This is a genomic window from Chelatococcus sp. CO-6 (assembly GCF_001271345.1).
Lineage (GTDB): Bacteria > Pseudomonadota > Alphaproteobacteria > Rhizobiales > Beijerinckiaceae > Chelatococcus_A > Chelatococcus_A caeni.
In genome coordinates, this window is the sequence record NZ_CP012398.1 from 2010321 (window position 1) to 2027673 (window position 17353).

Annotated in this window: 17 protein-coding genes, 1 tRNA gene, 1 pseudogene and 1 riboswitch; of the genes and pseudogenes, 17 read left to right on the plus strand and 2 right to left on the minus strand. The window is 71.8% G+C overall.

The window, feature by feature from the left end; genetic code table 11:
• The first annotated feature begins 1 nt into the window (after position 1).
• From AL346_RS09435 to AL346_RS09445, 3 genes are all read left to right on the plus strand, one after another.
• Positions 2–298: an RNA-binding S4 domain-containing protein gene (locus tag AL346_RS09435; RefSeq protein ID WP_019403776.1), complete on the plus strand. Its 297-nt coding sequence runs from the start codon at positions 2–4 to the stop codon at positions 296–298.
• Positions 299–504: 206 nt separating this feature from the next.
• A complete protein-coding gene (fdxA, locus tag AL346_RS09440) occupies positions 505–843 on the plus strand; it encodes a ferredoxin FdxA (RefSeq protein ID WP_019403777.1) in 339 nt (112 codons plus the stop codon).
• 339 nt (positions 844–1182) lie between these two features.
• On the plus strand, positions 1183–1773 hold the full coding sequence (locus tag AL346_RS09445) for a CarD family transcriptional regulator (RefSeq protein ID WP_019403778.1): 591 nt from the start codon (positions 1183–1185) through the stop codon (positions 1771–1773).
• 218 nt (positions 1774–1991) lie between these two features.
• On the opposite strand, the gene AL346_RS09450 is transcribed toward AL346_RS09445, so the two are convergent.
• Positions 1992–3401 (minus strand): M48 family metalloprotease, encoded by a 1410-nt coding sequence (locus tag AL346_RS09450; RefSeq protein WP_019403779.1) that lies wholly within the window; start codon positions 3399–3401, stop codon positions 1992–1994.
• Between the two features lie 68 nt (positions 3402–3469).
• On the minus strand, positions 3470–4339 hold the full coding sequence (locus AL346_RS09455; RefSeq protein WP_019403780.1) for a thermonuclease family protein: 870 nt from the start codon (positions 4337–4339) through the stop codon (positions 3470–3472).
• Positions 4340–4359: 20 nt separating this feature from the next.
• On the opposite strand from AL346_RS09455, the gene AL346_RS09460 reads away from it, so the two are divergent.
• The 14 genes and pseudogenes from AL346_RS09460 to cobJ all read left to right on the plus strand — a co-directional run bounded on the left by AL346_RS09460 (position 4360) and on the right by cobJ (position 17303).
• Positions 4360–4436 (plus strand) — tRNA-Arg (locus tag AL346_RS09460).
• A 128-nt stretch (positions 4437–4564) separates the two neighbouring features.
• Entirely contained in the window at positions 4565–5926 is a 1362-nt protein-coding gene (locus AL346_RS09465) for an O-antigen ligase (RefSeq protein WP_082312475.1), read from the plus strand.
• Positions 5927–5934: 8 nt separating this feature from the next.
• The gene (locus AL346_RS09470) at positions 5935–6612 is read left to right on the plus strand and encodes a hypothetical protein (RefSeq protein WP_019403782.1); all 678 of its coding nucleotides are present in this window, start codon (positions 5935–5937) and stop codon (positions 6610–6612) included.
• 375 nt (positions 6613–6987) lie between these two features.
• Positions 6988–7401 carry a nucleoside diphosphate kinase regulator gene (rnk, locus tag AL346_RS09475; RefSeq protein WP_019403783.1) on the plus strand — a complete coding sequence of 138 codons (414 nt, stop codon included), beginning with the start codon at positions 6988–6990 and terminating at the stop codon, positions 7399–7401.
• Positions 7402–7465: 64 nt separating this feature from the next.
• Positions 7466–7656, plus strand: a riboswitch (cobalamin riboswitch).
• A 34-nt stretch (positions 7657–7690) separates the two neighbouring features.
• Entirely contained in the window at positions 7691–7864 is a 174-nt protein-coding gene (locus AL346_RS09480; protein WP_019403784.1) for a CbtB-domain containing protein, read from the plus strand.
• Positions 7865–7870: 6 nt separating this feature from the next.
• Positions 7871–8596 carry a CbtA family protein gene (locus AL346_RS09485; protein ID WP_019403785.1) on the plus strand — a complete coding sequence of 242 codons (726 nt, stop codon included), beginning with the start codon at positions 7871–7873 and terminating at the stop codon, positions 8594–8596.
• On the plus strand, positions 8596–9024 hold the full coding sequence (locus AL346_RS09490) for a DUF1636 domain-containing protein (protein ID WP_019403786.1): 429 nt from the start codon (positions 8596–8598) through the stop codon (positions 9022–9024). The genes AL346_RS09485 and AL346_RS09490 overlap by 1 nt, the downstream gene beginning before the upstream one ends.
• A 67-nt stretch (positions 9025–9091) precedes the next feature.
• A complete protein-coding gene (gene cobW / locus AL346_RS09495) occupies positions 9092–10141 on the plus strand; it encodes a cobalamin biosynthesis protein CobW (RefSeq protein WP_053193577.1) in 1050 nt (349 codons plus the stop codon).
• 504 nt (positions 10142–10645) lie between these two features.
• A pseudogene (locus tag AL346_RS25560) lies at positions 10646–11437 on the plus strand (cobaltochelatase subunit CobN); the annotation flags it as partial.
• 137 nt (positions 11438–11574) lie between these two features.
• Positions 11575–13791, plus strand: a complete 2217-nt coding sequence (locus AL346_RS24590) for a cobaltochelatase subunit CobN (RefSeq protein WP_371259734.1) — start codon at positions 11575–11577, stop codon at positions 13789–13791.
• Complete coding sequence (locus tag AL346_RS09505) at positions 13788–15176, plus strand: hypothetical protein (RefSeq protein WP_082312478.1); 1389 nt, start codon at positions 13788–13790, stop codon at positions 15174–15176. The genes AL346_RS24590 and AL346_RS09505 overlap by 4 nt, the downstream gene beginning before the upstream one ends.
• Positions 15173–15805, plus strand: a complete 633-nt coding sequence (locus AL346_RS09510) for a precorrin-8X methylmutase (RefSeq protein ID WP_019403790.1) — start codon at positions 15173–15175, stop codon at positions 15803–15805. Before AL346_RS09505 ends, AL346_RS09510 begins: the two co-directional genes overlap by 4 nt.
• Positions 15802–16533, plus strand: coding sequence for a precorrin-2 C(20)-methyltransferase (locus tag AL346_RS09515; protein WP_019403791.1), 732 nt, complete (start codon positions 15802–15804; stop codon positions 16531–16533). The genes AL346_RS09510 and AL346_RS09515 overlap by 4 nt, the downstream gene beginning before the upstream one ends.
• Positions 16530–17303 carry a precorrin-3B C(17)-methyltransferase gene (cobJ, locus tag AL346_RS09520; protein WP_019403792.1) on the plus strand — a complete coding sequence of 258 codons (774 nt, stop codon included), beginning with the start codon at positions 16530–16532 and terminating at the stop codon, positions 17301–17303. The genes AL346_RS09515 and cobJ overlap by 4 nt, the downstream gene beginning before the upstream one ends.
• The last annotated feature ends 50 nt before the right edge of the window (positions 17304–17353 follow it).

Sequence of the window (17353 nt, forward strand, 5' to 3'; positions counted from 1 at the left end):
CATGGCGGAGCAGGAAGCCGAGCGGCTGCGTCTCGACAAGTGGCTGTGGCACGCGCGCATGGCCAAGAGCCGCACGCTCGCCGCCAAGCTGGTAATGGCCGGCCACGTGCGCCTCAACGGCCGGCGCATGGAGGATCCCGCCCGCCGCATCGGCAAGGGCGACGTCCTCACGATCGCCCTCGCGCACGGGACCTTCGTGGTCACCGTCGTGGCGCTCGGCACGCGCCGCGGGCCTGCGGCAGAAGCGCGCACGCTCTATGTCGAAAATTTGCAGGACGGCCCTGCACCCAGCGAATGAGTGCGCTCTGGCGTCATCCGCGCCGGCTCCTTAAGTCACGGTACAGGCTGGTGTGCGACGTTGTGATGCAGGCGCGGCATTCGCCGGTCGCGCGCGACGAGACGTCGCTTGCTTTGCCGGCCCGGAGCGGGTAGAGCGCGCTTTCGCACTGACGGACGGGCTAGGGCCCGCCTTCTGAACACGGGACCAGGCGGCAGGAGAAGCGGATGACCTACGTCGTCACCGACAACTGCATTCGTTGCAAGTATATGGACTGCGTCGAAGTTTGCCCGGTCGACTGTTTCTACGAAGGCGAGAACATGCTCGTCATCCACCCGGACGAGTGCATCGATTGCGGCGTGTGCGAGCCGGAGTGCCCCGCCGAGGCGATCAAGCCCGATACCGAGCCCTCCCTCGAGAACTGGTTGAAGCTCAACGCCGATTACGCCAAGGTATGGCCCAACATCACGCAGAAGCGTGAGGCGCCGGCCGATGCCAAGGAGTTCGACGGCATCGCCGGCAAGCTTGAGAAGTATTTTTCGCCCGAGCCGGGCGAGGGAGATTGAGCGCCCCTGCCGCGCCCGTTTGAAGGGTGCGGCGCGGTAGACCTTTGATTTTCACTGCATTTTATGATAGGTTGTTGTTCTACAGTCGGTTAGCGCAATGGGCACGGTCGTTTTCGCCGTACTTTGTTCAGCCAGAGAACGTCAGTAGCGGACCTGCGATACCCTTCGCAGGCGTCCAGGGTCTTTGCGCGACACGGGTTCATCGACTGAGATCGGTTTGCGAGGCAGAGGTGTTCCTCCTGCCCCGCTGGTGTTGTGCCACCGCCGCGGATCAGCCTTCCCGGTGGTGGGGCGTATCGTCCGTTTCGAGGCGAGTGCGATCAGGAGGCGACCACTATCATGACGAATGCCAAGAAGACCGCCCAGCGTCAGGGTTTCAAGACGGGGGAATCCATCGTCTATCCCGCTCATGGCGTCGGCCAGATCGTCGCCATCGAGGAGCAGGAGGTCGCCGGTTTCAAGCTGGAACTGTTCGTCATCACGTTCGAGAAAGACAAGATGACCCTGCGCGTGCCGACCACGAAGGCGGCGAGCGTGGGCATGCGCAAGCTCGCCGAGACGCCGCTCGTCGACAAGGCGCTGGAGACGCTGACCGGCCGTGCGCGCATCAAGCGCACGATGTGGTCGCGCCGCGCGCAGGAATACGAGGCCAAGATCAATTCGGGCGATCTCATCGCCATCGCCGAGGTGGTGCGCGACCTGCACCGCTCCGACGCCCAGCCCGAGCAGTCCTACAGCGAGCGCCAGCTCTATGAGGCCGCGCTCGACCGGATGGTGCGCGAGATCTCGGCCGTCAACCGCGTCACCGAGACCGAGGCGCTGAAGCTCATCGAGGACAGCCTCGCCAAGTCGCCCAAGCGGGCGGCGAAGGCGCCGGCCGAGGCCGACGCCGACCTCGACGCCGAAGAGGTCCAGGAAGAAGCCGCCTGATCGCCTTCAGCTCACGCAGGAGCCCGGCAGAGATGCCGGGCTTTTTGCTGTCTGGCAGTCGGCCAGCTTGACGGCGCGGCCTCGGGCATGCCTGCGCCGAAGGAACTTCACCCTTCGCTCGAAAACGAGTTCGGCCGCGTCGCGCCGCGCCTGACAGCCATCCTCCGCGGGCGCGCGGCCCGGCCGCGAAGCCCCCGGCCTTCAGGTCACGGCGCCGATCATTCTTCCGTGATGATCTTGTAGGTCCAGCCGGGCGTGAGCGGCTTGCCGGCGGTGAGGCCGTTGAGCACGAGGAAGCGTTCGAGCGGCCGGTCGGGAGCCGACATGCGGCTGGCGAGGCTCTCGGCCGTATCGCCGGGCTGCGCCGTGACGAGGGCGATGCGGCGCGGGCGGATGGACGCTATCTCGTGCGAGGAGAGGCGGCGGAAGCTCGCGAGCGTCTGGCGGAAGGCCCGGGTCGTGGCCGCGCTGTTGTCGCGCGAGGCATAGACGAGGCGGTAGACGGCATTGTCGACGCGGATGGCCGCGAGCTGGAAGTGCCACTCCTTGCCCTCGGTGGTGCCCGTCGCGGCCGGCAGGCCGTTGATCGTCGTCTCGGCGATGTTCTGGGTCGTCATTCCCTCGATCCAGCCGGAGGCGAGGAAATCCTTGAGACTCTGTGCCGGAGGCAGCTCGACGGCGTCGAGGCGCAGGGCCTGGGACCCGTCCGGCGAGACGCCGAAGACGGCCTGGGCGGTATTGTCGAGCTGGAACCCCTCCGGCCCGGCGAAGGTGATGCCGAGGCGCGGGTGCTGGAAACGGCGCCCCTGCACGACGCCGTCGGCCGGATCCTCGCCATAGGCGAGGCCGTTGATGGCGTTGAGATAGGTGTTGCGGTCCGCCGCCCCCGCGGCGCTGCCGGCCTGCCGTGCCGCGGCGATGGCCTGGGACACGCGCTCCGGCGTCGTCGGATGGGTGGAGAGGAAGTTCTGGCCCTGGGCCGACCGGCTCGAGCTGCCATTGAGCTCGGCGTTGCGGCTCAGCGAGACCAGGAAGCGCGCCGCGCCGTAGGGGTCGTAGCCTGCCTTGGCGATGGTGCGCACGCCGATGCGGTCCGCCTCGAGCTCCTGCGCGCGCGAGAAGCCGGCGATCGACAGGCGTGTCTCGTCGCGCACCTGCTCGCTCGCTGCCGGGTCGTTCAGCACCTCGGAGACCACGCGGCTCACGAGCATGGAGCGCTGCTCCATCTCCGCGCGCGCAACGGCATGGCGGGCGGTGACGTGGGCGATCTCGTGGGCGAGCACGCCGGCGATCTCCGACGTGTCGTTGGACAGAGCGAGCAGGCCGCGCGTGACGTAGACGTTGCCCGTCGGCAGGGCGAAGGCGTTGACGGTCGGGGAGTTGAGGATGGTGACACGATAGCTCTCGGCCGGACGGTCGCTCGCCGGCGTCAGCTTCGCCACCACCTGCTGCAGCAGCTGCTCGGCCCTGGCGTTGCGATATTCGCCGCCGAGCGCGGAGACGAGCTGCTGGTGCTCGCGGCTCGCGGCCCGGTCGAGGCCGGTCAGCCGCGGCGCGGCTGGCGGCAGGGGCGCGGTGTCCGGCAGCCGGGTGCCGTCGAAGGCGCAGCCGGCCAGGAGAAAAGCCATGAACAATCCGGCCGCGAGACGCGCGGCGCGTCCCGGCCCGATTCGTCCTGCCCTGTCGCTCAGCCTGCTCATTCCGTCCCGGCCACCTCGATACGCTCTACGTCTTCCGCCCGTGTTACCTCGATCAACGGCCCGCCGCGAAGCTCGACGACCCCGCGCACACGCACCCGGCGCCCCTCGAGCGAGGCTGCGGTGAGCCCGGCCGCGCGCATGATCCGCCAGATCGGTTTCGACACGGTGACCGTCATGTCCTCGGACCACCTCCGGCCGAAATTCAGATAGGTGCGCGCCGAGCGTTCGCCCACACTCACGACGATGCCCTCGACGATGGCGAAGCGTCCCGCGAGGGCCGCAAGCGCTTCGAGATCATCCGCCTGCCGCACCGCATGCTCGGCTTCGCGCCACAACCCGCGCACCTCGCGCCGCGCCTCTGTCTCTGCCGTGAGCAGAGCCGGTATGCAATCCTTCACGCCATACTGCGGCCATACACGCGCCAAACCGTTCCGCACCAACAGCTCCTCGAGCATCATGACATCGGATGCGCCTTCGGCGTCGGTCGACGCGCGTTGTGGGAAAACGTCCCAAGCGGCCGAAAGGTTCTTTCCGACCAAGATTGAGGCAACATTGCGGCCCCATCGGTCCGTTCCCGCCCCGATTGCGGCGAGCGCGACATCTTCTCCGGCGAGTGTTGCAAGCCGTCCACGCCAAGCCTCGGCCGCCGGCCCCTCCTGCGGCAGCAGGATGCCGGCGAGCCGCACCATGCGGCCGTCATCGAGGCCGAGGTCGCCGTGCCGCGTGACGGCGGCGATGCGCACGGGACCGGCGGCCTGCCCGGCGCAGGAGGCCGCAGCAGCCACCGACGTCGATGCGAGCAGGGCCGCGAGCGAGCCCGCGATCCCGACATGAAGCATCTGCCGCGCTGCAATTTCGAGAATCATGTGCTAAAGGGGCTGCGGTTGTCCCGGTAGCTCAGCAGGATAGAGCAACGGTTTCCTAAACCGTAGGTCACAGGTTCGAATCCTGTCCGGGACGCCATCACTTTCCCTTGTTACCCCACCGACGGCACACGGGCCAGCGCCTCCGACGCCACCTGTGGCGGATGCGTGGCAATTTGCGTCGAGGGGCGATAGTCTCGCGCCTCTGGAGCCAGCGGGGCGCCGCGGATGAGCGAGGCGGGAACCGGCAGGGCGCAGCTGCGTCGCCCGGCGGAGGAGGAAGTCGCTGCAAGGCCCGCCGTTATCCGGCTGATGGCTGTGGCGGCGCTTGTCGTGCTGTTCGACATCTTCCGGCCGCAGATCGTCGGCATCGACTTCGAGCAGGCCATCGAGATCTATTCGCCGCTGCTGCGCGGCCTGCTCATCGGCATCTACGCCCTTGGCCTCTGTTTCGGCCTGATGGCGCCGCGCCGCTTCGCAGCCTCGCTGCTGCGCGCCTGGCCCATCTTCCTGGTTCTCCTACTTGCGGCGCTGTCGGCCTTCTGGTCTCCGCTTCCGGGGGTGACGCTGCAGAAGACCTTCGCCAGCACGGCGACCTTCGTCCTCGGCTGCGGCTATGTCGCCTATTTCGGCGCCCGGGAGACCTTGCGTCTGGTCGCGATCGTGCTCGCCATCGGTATCCTCGCCAGCGCGCTCTTTGCCTTCATGACGCCTGAAGACGCGCTGCACCAGCGCACGGATGCCTTTGAATCCATCCATGCCGGCGTCTGGCGGGGCGTTTTCTACCATCGCGTGCTGCTCGGCCAGGCGGCGGCGCTCACCTGCATCATCTGGCTCTTCTGCGCCGGGCCGTCCCTCGGGCCGCTCGTTCTGCGGCTTGCCGTCGCCGCCGTGGCCGTCCTCTGTCTCGCACGGTCGGAATCGGCCGGCGGCTATGCGGCGCTCGTCATCGGGGTTGCCGCCTTGGCCGGGCTGCGCCTCCTCGAAGGGGCCGGGCGGAACCTGCGCGGCGTGCTGCTGGTCCTCGGCATCTTCCTCCTCGTTCCGCTGCTGATCGCGGCCGAGGCGCTCATATCGGTCGGTATCGCGGCGCTCGGGCGCGACCTCACCTTCACGGGCCGCTGGCAGCTGTGGGTGCTGCTGATCGATCTCGTGGGTGAGAATCCCTGGCTCGGCTATGGCTTCAGCGCCGGCTACCAGGTGCTGCGGCCGGCCGTCACCGCGATGTTCGGCTACGATTTCGTCAATCCGCACAGCGGCTACATGGATATTCTCGTCGGCCTTGGTGTTGTCGGTCTCCTCGCCGCCCTCTTCGTCTTGTTCATCCTCCTTCGCCAGTCCCTGCGCCTTGTCTTGCGGGAGGACGTGGCACGGCTCGGAGCCTTGCGCTACCTGCCCTTCGCCGTCGCCGTCTTCCTGATCGGCGCGAATGTGGTCGAGGCCATGCTGATCGAGAGCCGCGGCTTCGCGACGGCGCTGCTCGCGCTGACCTTCGCGGCTGCCGGCGATGCGGTGCGCGGCCTCGCGGCCGCCCCGCGCCTGGCTGCGGCGCCGGCCGTTGTGCCCACCCTCGCGGGGCAGGCGCGATGAGACGCGCCATGGCCCTCGTCCTGGCCGTCGCGCTGGTGACCGCCGGCCTTGTCATGCTGCGGTCCCAGGGTTGGGCGGTCCGCGCGGCGGGAACCTTCATGCCGGAGTTCGGCGCAAGCCAGCTGCCGCGTGTCGCGATCGCTGATTCGCCCGTTCCGGGGCCGGTCGGCGGCGTCGAATCGGGCGAGGTTCTGGCCGTTGCCGCACTGGCCTGCGACAGCGAGTGGCTGGCGCTGGTGGCGCGGCGGAGCGGCGAGGAGGCGGAGCGGCAGCGCGGGGCCTGCGCCGATCTGCGCCGGCGCCTCGTGCGAGCCTCGCCCCGTTCTGGCGATGCCTGGCTTGCACTGGCTGCCACCCATGTGACCGGGGGGCGCCTCGACGACCAGGGCAGGGCTGCCCTCGCCCTGTCGATCCGCACCATGCCTTTCGAGGCGTGGATGGCGGAGCGGCGGGTGCTCTTCGCCCTCGATGCCTTCGACGTCCTCACGCCGGACGAGCGCGGGCGCATCGCGGCGGATTTCGCCGTCCTCGTGATGTCGGGGCATCGCATGCAGCGCATCCTCGCGCGCGCGTCGCTGGACCCGCGGGCCGAAAAGGTCGCGCTGGCGCTGGGTGACTTGGCGGGCGGCGAGGTGCGCGCATGGTTCGCCACCCAGCTCGCGCGGCTCGATGCCGCCGAGAAGTGAACGCCTTCCACAGGCCGCTCCGGGTCCGCCCGTTTGACACCCGATCGGGCCAGACCCATATTCGACCGATGATGTTGAAGGTCGTGCCACAGCGCCGTTTTCTGCTTCGCGCGGGTTCCCTTATCGCGGGAACATAGCCCCGGGCGCGGTGTGGCCATTGGCTGCCCGGGCTCGGGGCAGCCGCCGGGCTCCGGCCCGACGACCGCCGGCGCATGCCGGCCTGTAGCAGCATCGCACGACGATCACCCCCATGACGCGGCAAGGCGCCGCGGCGGCCGGCCCGCAGGCGCCTCGCGCCGCCGGGGTCGTTCCCGCAACTGGCCTGCCCGGCAAGGGGCCGTGCCGGGCCGCCAACGCTCAATCGAGAGGTTACCCATGTCCACCGTGTCTTCGCGCCGCACCTTGCGCCGCCCGCCCATCACGGTCTCGCAGGAGGATTTCGACCGGCTCTACGCGCTGGCCGAGGCCGCGGCCGACCGCCAGCCGGAGGTCGCCGAGAATCTCCTGGGCGAGCTCGACCGGGCCAAGGTCCTGCCAGCCGGCAAGCTGCGCAGCGCCGTCGTCGCCATGGGCTCGCGCGTCACCTTCGAGGACGAGGTGACGGGCAAGGTGCAGACGGTCGAGCTCGTCTACCCCGGTGAGGCCGATATCGCGGCCGGCCGCATCTCCATCCTGACTCCCATCGGCGTCGCGCTCATCGGCCTCGCCGCCGGCCAGTCGATCTCGTGGGAGACGCGCGGCGGCGAGCGGCGGCAGCTCAAGGTCCACGCCGTCGAGGAGCGGTCCTGAGGCGCCACCGGGCGCCTCGGCGGTGACGCTCGGCAAAAAGCGTGATTGCAAGCGCCTCGTGAAACGGTAATGTGCCGGTGACGGTGCCTCGCTCCCGCGAGGTGAAAAGGGAACGCGGTCGAAAGCCGCGGCTGCCCCCGCAACTGTAGGCGGCAAGCGCCGGGCCGGATGCCACTGGGACCCACGGGTCCCGGGAAGGCGGCCCGGGGCCGAGAGCCGCAAGCCAGGAGACCTGCCGTCGCCGATCCACGCGTGAGGCTGCCGGGTGTGGCAGCCAGGGAGATGCACGATGACCGCAGTCGCAACCGCCCGCGTTGCCAGCCGCGCCGAAGCCCTCAAGGTGGCGCTCCTCGCCTTCGTCCTCGGCACGGGACTCGTCTTCGTGACGGGCTTTGCCCACCCCGACACCATCCACGACGCCGCGCACGACACGCGCCACGCCCTGAGCTTCCCCTGCCACTGACGGGCAATGCTCCAACGCGTGCTCGCGGTCGGCCTTGTGGCCGGCCTCGTTGCCGGGCTTGCGGTTGCGGTCCTGCAGCATTTCACCACGACGCCGCTGATCCTGGCGGCGGAAGTCTATGAGGTCGAGGCCGAGCAGCAGGCCCGTGGCCTGCTGGTGCCGGCCAATATCATCCTCGCTCACGGCGGCCACGGCGCCGGTGCTGCCGCATCGGGCGGTGAGGCCGGCTTCGATGCCGGCAGGACCTTGCTGACCGGGCTTGCCACGATCGTCACGGCCGTCGGTTTCGCCCTCGTCATCCTCGCCGCCATGATCGCGGCAGGCGGGCGCATCGACGAGCGCCGGGCGCTGGGCTTCGCCTTCGCCGCCTTCCTCGCCGCCGGCCTTGCACCGGCCCTCGGCCTCGCGCCGGAACTGCCCGGCAGCGCCGCCGCGCCGCTGCTGGCGCGGCAGGTCTGGTGGATCGCGACGGCGGCGCTGACCGCGGGCGGCCTGTGGCTGTTCGTGCGCCACGGCGCGTTCTGGGCCCGTGCCCTCGCCCTTGCCATGATCGCGGCGCCGCACGTCGTCGGCGCGCCGCATCCGGCCGCCTACGAGAGCCGCGTGCCGGCCGAGCTCGCCGCCCAGTTCGCCGCCACCTCGCTCGCCGTCCAGGCGGTGCTGTGGCTGTCGACCGGGCTCCTCGTCGGTCTCCTCTGGCAGCATCTGGCCCGCCGGGCGGGTGAGGCGTGATGGCGGCGCCCGACGTCACCGTCTTCGTCTGCGTCTCCTGCCGGCGGCGCGCCGACAATGCCGCCGGCTTCGACGAGCCGGGCCGCGTGCTCGCCGAGCGCCTCGCCGACCGGCTGGCCGGTGATGCGCCCGGCGCCGCGGTGGTGCCGGTCGAGTGCCTCGCCGTCTGCAACCGCCCCTGCACGGTGGCGCTCGTCGGCGACGGCAAGTGGACCTATCTCGTCGGCGACCTCGACAACGAGGCCCATCTCGACGACATCGCCGCTGCGGCACGGGCTTATGGCGCCACCGAGAACGGCATCATCGCCTGGAAGGAACGGCCGCTGCCCTTCCGCAAGGGCGTCGTCGCGCGCGTGCCGCCCCTGGCCTTTCGCCCGCAGATGCCGGCGCCGGCCCTGAGCGGCAGCGATGCGCTGACGCAGGACTAGCCGCGCCGCCCCTGGCGCAGCCCCCGATTTTCTTGTGCCGCCGTGATGCGGCAGACTGGACCGACAGATGCAAGCGACCCTTCCAGCAACGACGGCCAAGGTGCCGTGCACCATCGTCACCGGCTTCCTCGGCGCGGGCAAGACGACCCTCGTGCGCCGCATCCTCGAGGGCGACCACGGCCGGCGCATCGCCGTCATCGTCAACGAATTCGGCGACGTCGGCTTCGATGGCTCGTTCCTCTCCGGCTGCGGCATCGCCGGCTGCCCGGAGGAGGCGGTGGTGGAACTGCCCAACGGCTGCCTGTGCTGCACGGTGGCGGATGACTTCGTGCCGGCGCTCGACCGGCTGCTCGCCATTGAGCCGGCGCCCGACCACATCGTCATCGAGACCTCGGGCCTCGCCCTGCCCAAGCCGCTCGTCAGCGCCTTCAACTGGCCTCAGATCCGCTCGCGCGTCACCGTCGACGGCGTCGTCGCCGTGGTCGACGGGCCGGCCGTGGCGGAGGGGCGCTTCGCCGACGATCCCGCTGCGCTCGCCGCCCAGCGCGCGGCGGACGAGACGCTCGACCACGACAATCCGCTCGAGGAGGTGTTCGAGGACCAGCTCCTGTGCGCCGACCTCATCGTGCTCAACAAGACGGACCTGATGAGCCCGGCCGAGATCGAGGCGGTGTCCGCGCAGATCTCGGGCGAATTGCCGCGCGCGATCAAGATCGTGCCGGCCGCGAACGGTGCCATCGACGCGCGCGTCCTCATCGGCCTCGGCGCGGCGGCGGAGGACGACCTCGCCGCCCGCCCGTCGCACCATGACGACGTCGGCGAGCACGACCACGACGATTTCGAGAGCGCGGTCTTCCCGGTGGCCGATGTCGATTCGCCGCAGGAGATCGCCCGGCGCGTGGCCGCCGCGGGCGCGGTGGATGGTGTCCTGCGCATCAAGGGTTTCCTCGCGCTGCCGGACAAGCCCATGCGGCTCGTGGTGCAGGCGGTGGGATCCCGCGTCGGCCACCACTTCGACCGGGCGTGGAAGCCGGGGGAGGAGCGCGCGGGCCGGCTCGTCGTCATCGGCCTCAAGGGCTTCGACCAGGCTGCGGTGGCGGGCGCGCTCGCCGGGTGAGGAACGCGCGGGCTCGCCGGCCCGCGTGAAAGGTGAGGGACGGAGGCGATGCACCTCCTCGCGACGACTTCCGTGACGCTCGACGAGGCGAACGAGGCGGTGGACGTCGCCCAGTCGCCGGGCGACATTGTCGTGCTCTCCTTCGCCGACAGCGACCTCGCGCTCGTCGCGGCCGCTCATGCCCGCCTCGGCAAGGGCTTCCCCAGCCTGCGCCTTGCCGACCTCAAGCGGCTGCGCCACCCCCTGTCGGTCGACCTCTATGTCGATCAGGTGGCGGCGAAGGCGCGCTTCGTCCTGGTGCGTTGCCTCGGCGGCATCGACTATTGGCGCTACGGGCTCGAGCGGCTGTCGCAGCTCGCGCGGGAGACGGACCTCATCTTCGCGGCGGTGCCCGGCGAGCCGCGGCCCGACCCGGCGCTCATGGTGCTCTCCAGTGTCCCGCCGGACCTGTTGCGCGCGCTTCACGCCGATTTCTCGGCCGGCAGCGAGGCGGCGATGCAGGCGATGCTCGGCCGCATCGCGGCAGCCCTCGGCCATGAAGCGGCGAGCGAGACCGCGTCTGCACCGCCGGCGCCGCTGCCGCCGCTCGTCGCCTGGTCGGCCGAGGGCGGGGCCGTGGAGCCCGAGGCGGCGCTTGCAAGCCTGCCGGCTGACCGGCCGGTCGTGCCGCTCCTCTTCTATCGCTCGGCGCTCGCGGCCGGGGATGTCGCGCCGGCCGCAGCCCTCGCCGAGGCCTTGGCCGTGCGTGGCCTCGCGCCGCTGCCGCTGGCGCTCACCAGCCTCAAGGATCCTGCCGTCGCCGAGCCGCTGCGCCGGCTCATCACGCTGCGCCCGCCCGCCGTGATCGTCGCGCTGACGGGCTTTTCGGCGCGGGACGATGCCGGCTTCGTCCTCGATGCGGCCGGGGCGCCCGTCATCCAGGCGATCGTCTCGGGCAGCACGCGCGAGGCCTGGGCGGAGGCGCCGGCCGGCCTCGCCGCCGCGGATCTTGCCATGCAGGTCGTGCTGCCGGAGGCGGACGGGCGCCTCATCGGCCGCGCCGTCGCCTTCAAGGAATGGGCGCTCGACGTGCCGGCGGCCGATTTCGTCGGCCGGCGCAAGGTCGCCGATCCGGAGGGCGTGGCGGCGGTCGCGAACCTCGCCGCCCGCTGGGCGCGCCTTGCCGCGACACCGCGCGGCGAGCGGCGCCTCGCCTTCATCCTGTCCGACTATCCCGCCCGGGCCGGCCGCGCCGGCTATGCCGTGGGGCTCGACACGCCGGCGAGCCTATGCGCTATCTTCGACGATCTCGCCGCGGTCGGCTTCGACACGCGCCGCAGCTTCGACGTGGCCGAAGTGATGCCGCGGCTGACGGGCTCTTCTCCCTCCCCCGGCGAAGCGGCGGGGAGAGCCGGGGTGGGGGCGGTGCCGCAGGTGGGTGCTCGCCGAATACGATGGCTACGGCAGGTGATTCCGAACGCCCCGGCGCTGCGCCCGAGGGCGCCCCACCCCTGGTCCCTCCCCGCCGCAAGCGGGGGGAGGGGGACAGGGGGCACCCGGTCAGCGCGGTTGATCTCTCCCGCGATCCGGGGGGCGATGGCGAAGCGCTCCTGTCCCTTGCCGATTATCGCGTCTGGTTCTCCGCCCAGCCCGCCGCGCTGCAGGCGGAGGTTCTGGACCGCTGGGGCGCGCCTGAATCGGACCCCGCCTGCCGCGACGATCATTTCGTCTTCCCGGTCCTGCGCGCCGGCAAGGCGCTCGCCGCCCTGCAGCCGGGCCGCGGCCTGCCGGGCGCCGACAGGAAGGCGCTGCATCACGCGCCGGACGTGCCGCCCTGCCACGGCTATCTCGCCTTCTATCTGGCGCTCCGGCGCGCCGGCATCGATGCCCTCGTTCATCTCGGCACGCACGGCACTGTGGAATGGCTGCCGGGCAAGGCCGTGGCGCTGTCAGGGGCCTGCTGGCCGCAGGTGGCGGCGGGCGACCTGCCGGTGATCTATCCCTTCATCGTCAACGATCCGGGCGAGGCGGCGCCCGCCAAGCGGCGCATCGCGGCCCTGACGCTCGGCCATCTCACGCCGCCGCTTGCCGTCGGCGGGCTCCACGGCGAGGCGGCCGCGCTGCGCGACCTCGTCGAGGAATATGCCGGCGCCCAGGCGCTCGACCCGCGCCGCGCGAAGCTCCTTGCCGAGGACATCCTGTCGCGCGCCGAAGCCTCCGGCCTCGCCGCCGAATGCGGCATCGTCCCGGGCATGGCCATGGCGGAGGCGCTGAGCGCGCTCGATGCGCATCTGTGCGACCTCGCCGAAATCTCCTTCGCCGAGGGACTGCACATCTTCGGCCGCAGCCCGGCGGCGGCGGAGCGGGCGCGCCTCCTCGCCGAGATCGCCGGGCTCGACGAGGCGCAGGCAACCCGCGTGGCCGAGGCCGTCGCGGCGAGCGGCGCGGCCGAGCGTGACGCTCTCGTCGCCGCGCTCGACGGGCGCTTCGTGCCGCCCGGCCCATCGGGGTCGCCGGCCCGCGGGCAGGTGGAGGTGCTGCCCACCGGCCGCAACATGACGACGCTCGACCCGCGCGCCGTCCCCACCCCGGCCGCCACCCGGCTCGGCGAGCGCGCCGCGGCCGAGGTGATCCGCCGCCATCTGCAGGAGACGGGGGACTGGCCGCGCCGCATCGTCATGGACCTGTGGGCCTCGCCCACCATGCGCACCGGCGGCGAGGACATCGCCCACGCGCTGGCGCTGATGGGCGTGAAGCCGGAGTGGGACCATGCCTCCGGCCGCGTCGGCGGCTTCACCATTCTGCCGCTGGCGCTGCTCGACCGGCCGCGCGTCGACGTCACCCTGCGCGTCTCGGGCGCCTTTCGCGATACCTTCCCCATCCAGCTGGCGCTGCTCGACCAGGCGGCGCGGGCGGTCGCGGCGCTCGACGAGGAGGACGGCTGGAACCCGCTCGCCGCCGCGCGCCGCGCCGGTGGCCTCCTGTCCCGCGTCTTCGGCGCCGCGCCGGGCCGCTACGGCGTGGGGCTGGCGGACCGGGTCCTGGCGGATGACGAGGCCGCGCGCGGGGACCTTGCCGCGCTCTACCTGGCCGCGACCGACCACGCTTATGGCGCCGGCGAGGCGCGTCGGGACGGCTCCTTCGCGGAGCGGCTCGCGGCGGCGGATGCCTTCGTCCATGTGTCCGACACGCGCGAGCGCGACATCCTCGACGGCGACGACGCCATGGAGGCCATCGGCGGCTTCGCCGTCGCCGGGCGCGAGGGGGCGCTCGTCTTCAGCCTCGACACCAGCCGGCCGGAGGCGCCGCGCGTGCGCACCGTGGAGGAGGACGTCGCCCGCCTCGTCCGCGGCCGGCTCGCCAACCCGCGCTGGATCGCCGGCCAGCTCGCCCATGGCTGGCGCGGCGCCGCCGAGCTCGCCCAGTCGCTCGATGCCGTCTTCATCTGCGCGGCCACCACGGGCGCGGTGTCGGACCACCAGTTCGACATGCTCTTTGCTGCCTATGTCGCCGACGAGGCGGTTTTCGGCCAGGTGCGGGAGGCCAACCCCCCGGCCGCCGGCGCCATCCTCGAGCGTTTCGCCGCGGCACGCCGCCGCGGCCTGTGGCGGACGCGGCTCAATTCCACCGCCACCCGGCTGGACGCCCTCGTCCGGGAGGCCGCGGCATGAGCGGCGCGGCTCCCGTACCGGCCAGCCGACGCGGCTGGTGTCCTGGCATCGCCCGCCCCATGGCGACCGGCGACGGCCTCCTGGTGCGCAACCACCCGCGCCACGGCTGCTTGACGGCGGCACAGCTCGGAGGGCTCGCCGATCTGGCTGAGCGCTACGGCAACGGCCTCGCCGATGTTACGAGCCGCGGCAACCTGCAGTTGCGAGGTGTTGCCGAGGCCGATCATGGCGCGCTCTCCGACGCGCTCGCCGGACTCGGCTTCATCGATGATTTGCCGGCAACAGGACCGCAGCGCATCGTCTTCCTCGATCCGCTCGCGGGTCTCGACGGACGGCGCGACCTGCGCCCGCTCGCCGACGCCATCGAGGCCGCGCTGCGGCCGCTGCGCGCTAAGCTCCCCGGCAAGTTCTGCATCGCCCTCGGACATGAAGGCACCGCGCCCGCCGTGGCGGCGGACCTCGAGGTCGCCGTCGATGCCGACGGAAACGCTGTCATCCGTTTGCCCGGCGCGCAACCGCCTGAGGCGGACGCGCCCTACTCCCCTCCCCCTTGCGGGGAGGGGCTGGGGGTGGCGCGCGCGACGAAAGAGGGTGGTCGCCTTCCTGGCTGGACCACCCCCCTCCCTCCCCCACAAGGGGGGAGGGGACAGGCGGCCGGGCTCCCGGCTTGCACGGGGAGAGAGCAGGCGGCCGGCCTCCCGGTCCGGATTGCGGCGCTGGTATCGGAATTCCTCGCCAATAACCCCGGTAAGCGGAGCCCTCGGCAAAGAAACGATGTGCCGGCTAATTACCTCGGCCTTCTGCCAGCCGGCGAACAACCGATCCTCGCTGTCGCCCCGGCCTTCGGCCGCCTCGCCGCTGCCGACATGCGCCGGCTCGCCGGCTGGGCCGGCCGCCACGGCGCGGGAGAACTGCGCCTGACGCCGTCCCGGGCCGTGCTCATCCCGCATCTTGACAGGGGCGCCGCGGACGGGCTGATGCGCGAGGCGCGGGCGGCCGGCTTCATCGTCGATGCCGACGATCCGCGGGTCTTGCTCGTCGCCTGCCCGGGGCGCCCGGCCTGCCGGAGCGCCTTCGCGCCGGCGCAGGCCGATGCCCTGCGCCTCGCCGGCGTGGCCGGGCTCTTCGGCGCCATGCATGTCTCGGGCTGCGCCAAGGGGTGTGCGCGCCAGGCGCCGGCGCCGCTCACGCTGGTGGGCGAGGCGGGCGGCTATGGCGTGGTGCTCGACGGCACGGCGCGCGATGCGCCGCTCGCCGTGCGCTCCGTGGCGGAGATCGAGGCGCTGCTGCAGCGCGTTGTCGCGACCGGCCCGTCGCGGGGCGAGGCAATCGCGGCCCTCGCCCGCGCGCTGAGGCCTGAACTGGGGAAGGAGATGCCGCGATGAGCGGCCGTTACGATTACGAACGCGACGGGGCGGCGATCTACCGCGCTTCCTTCGCCATCATCCGCGCCGAGGCCGATCTTGCGCGCTTTTCCGGCGCCGCCGAGCGCGTCGTCGTGCGCATGATTCACGCCTGCGGCATGACGGACCTGCCGCAGGACGTCGACATGTCCGCCGGTTTCGCGGAAGCGGCGGCGGCGGCCCTGCGCCGGGGGGCGCCCATCCTCTGTGACGCGCGCATGGTGGCGAACGGCATCACCCGCGCGCGCCTGCCGGCGGGCAACGAGGTCGTCTGCACGCTCGACGACCCGCGCGTGCCGGCCCTCGCCGAGAAGATCGGCAACACCCGCACCGCCGCGGCCATGGAGCTGTGGCGCGCGCGCCTCGCCGGCAGCCTCGTCGTCGTCGGCAATGCGCCCACCGCGCTGTTCCACCTGCTGGAGATGCTGGACGAGGGCGCGCCGCTGCCGGCCGCCGTCATCGGCATCCCGGTCGGCTTCGTCGGCGCGGCCGAATCGAAGGCGGTGCTCGCCGCCGACGGGCGCGTGCCGCATCTCGTCGTCCACGGCCGGCGCGGCGGCAGCGCCATGGCGGCCGCGGCGGTCAACGCCCTTGCGAGCGACAGCGAATGACCCTTCCAGGCAAGCTCTTCGGTGTCGGCATGGGACCGGGCGACGCCGGCTACGTGACGCTGCGCGCCCGCGAGGTGGTGCTCGGGGCGGGCCTCGTCGCCCATTTCGCCAAGAAGGGCCGGCGCGGTCATGCCCGCACCATCGCGGATGCGGCCATCGGCTCCGGCGGGCGCGAGATGGCCCTCGTCTATCCGGTGACGACCGAGATCGCCGTGGCCGATCCGGGCTACGGCGCCGCCATCACGGCCTTCTACGACGAGGCGGCCGAGGCGATCGCCCGGGAACTCGCCGCCGGCACCGATGTCGCCGTGCTGTGCGAGGGCGACCCCTTCTTCTACGGCTCGTTCATGCATCTGTGGCGACGCCTGCGCGGGCGCTTTTCGGTGGAGGTGGTGCCGGGCGTCACCGGCATGTCGGGCTGCTGGTCGCGCGCGGGCGTGCCCATCACCTGGGGTGACGACGTGCTCACGGTGCTGCCGGCGACGCTTGCGAAGGAGGACCTGGTGCGCCGCCTCGGCACGACGGACGCCGCCGTCATCATGAAGCTCGGCCGCAACCTCCCCAAGGTGCGTGCGGCGCTGATCGAGGCCGGGCTCATCGAGCGCGCCGTCTTCGTCGAGCGCGGCACCATGCACGGCGAGATCGTCTGCCCGCTCGCCGAAAAAGCGGACGACGAGGCGCCCTATTTCGCCATGGTGCTGGTGCCCGGCGAGGGGCGTCGGCTGTGAGCGCGCCGGGCCGCCTCGTCATCGTCGGTCTCGGGCCGGGCGAGCCGCACTGGCTGACGCCGGCGGCGCGCGCCGCGCTCGAGGGGGCGAGCGACCTCATCGGCTACGGCCCCTATCTCGACCGGCTCGGCGACCTGCAGCCGGACCAGCGCCGCCACGCCTCCGACAACCGGGTGGAGCTGGAGCGGGCGCGCCATGCCCTCACCCTCGCCGCCGAGGGCCGGCAGGTGGCCGTCGTCTCGGGCGGCGATCCCGGCGTCTTCGCCATGGCGGCGGCCGTGTTCGAGGCGCTCGAAGGGGGCGATCCCGCCTGGGCCGGGCTCGACATCGCGGTGGAGCCCGGCGTCACCGCGATGCTCGCCGCCGCGGCCCGGGCCGGCGCGCCGCTCGGCGGCGATTTCTGCGCCATCTCCCTGTCCGACAACCTGAAGCCGTGGGAGGTGCTGGAGAAGCGGCTCGCGGCAGCGCTGTCGGCCGATTTCGTCATCTGCCTCTACAACCCCATCTCGCGCGCGCGGCCCTGGCAGCTCGGGCGCGCCCTCGCCATCGCCCGCGCGCATCGCGTGCCGCAAACGCCCGTCATCTTCGCCCGGGCCGTGGGGCGGGCCGACGAGAAGCTGACGGTGATGCCGCTTGCCGAGGCGGCCGGCGGCCTCGCCGACATGGCGACCCTCGTCATCATCGGCGCCTCGACGACGCGCTGCGTGCCCCGCCCGGCCGGGGAGCGACCCTGGGTCTACACGCCGCGCAGCTACCGAGGCGGGCGATGAGCAGAGCGGCGTCAATTCTCCCCTCCCCTTTGCGGGGAGGGGTCGGGGGT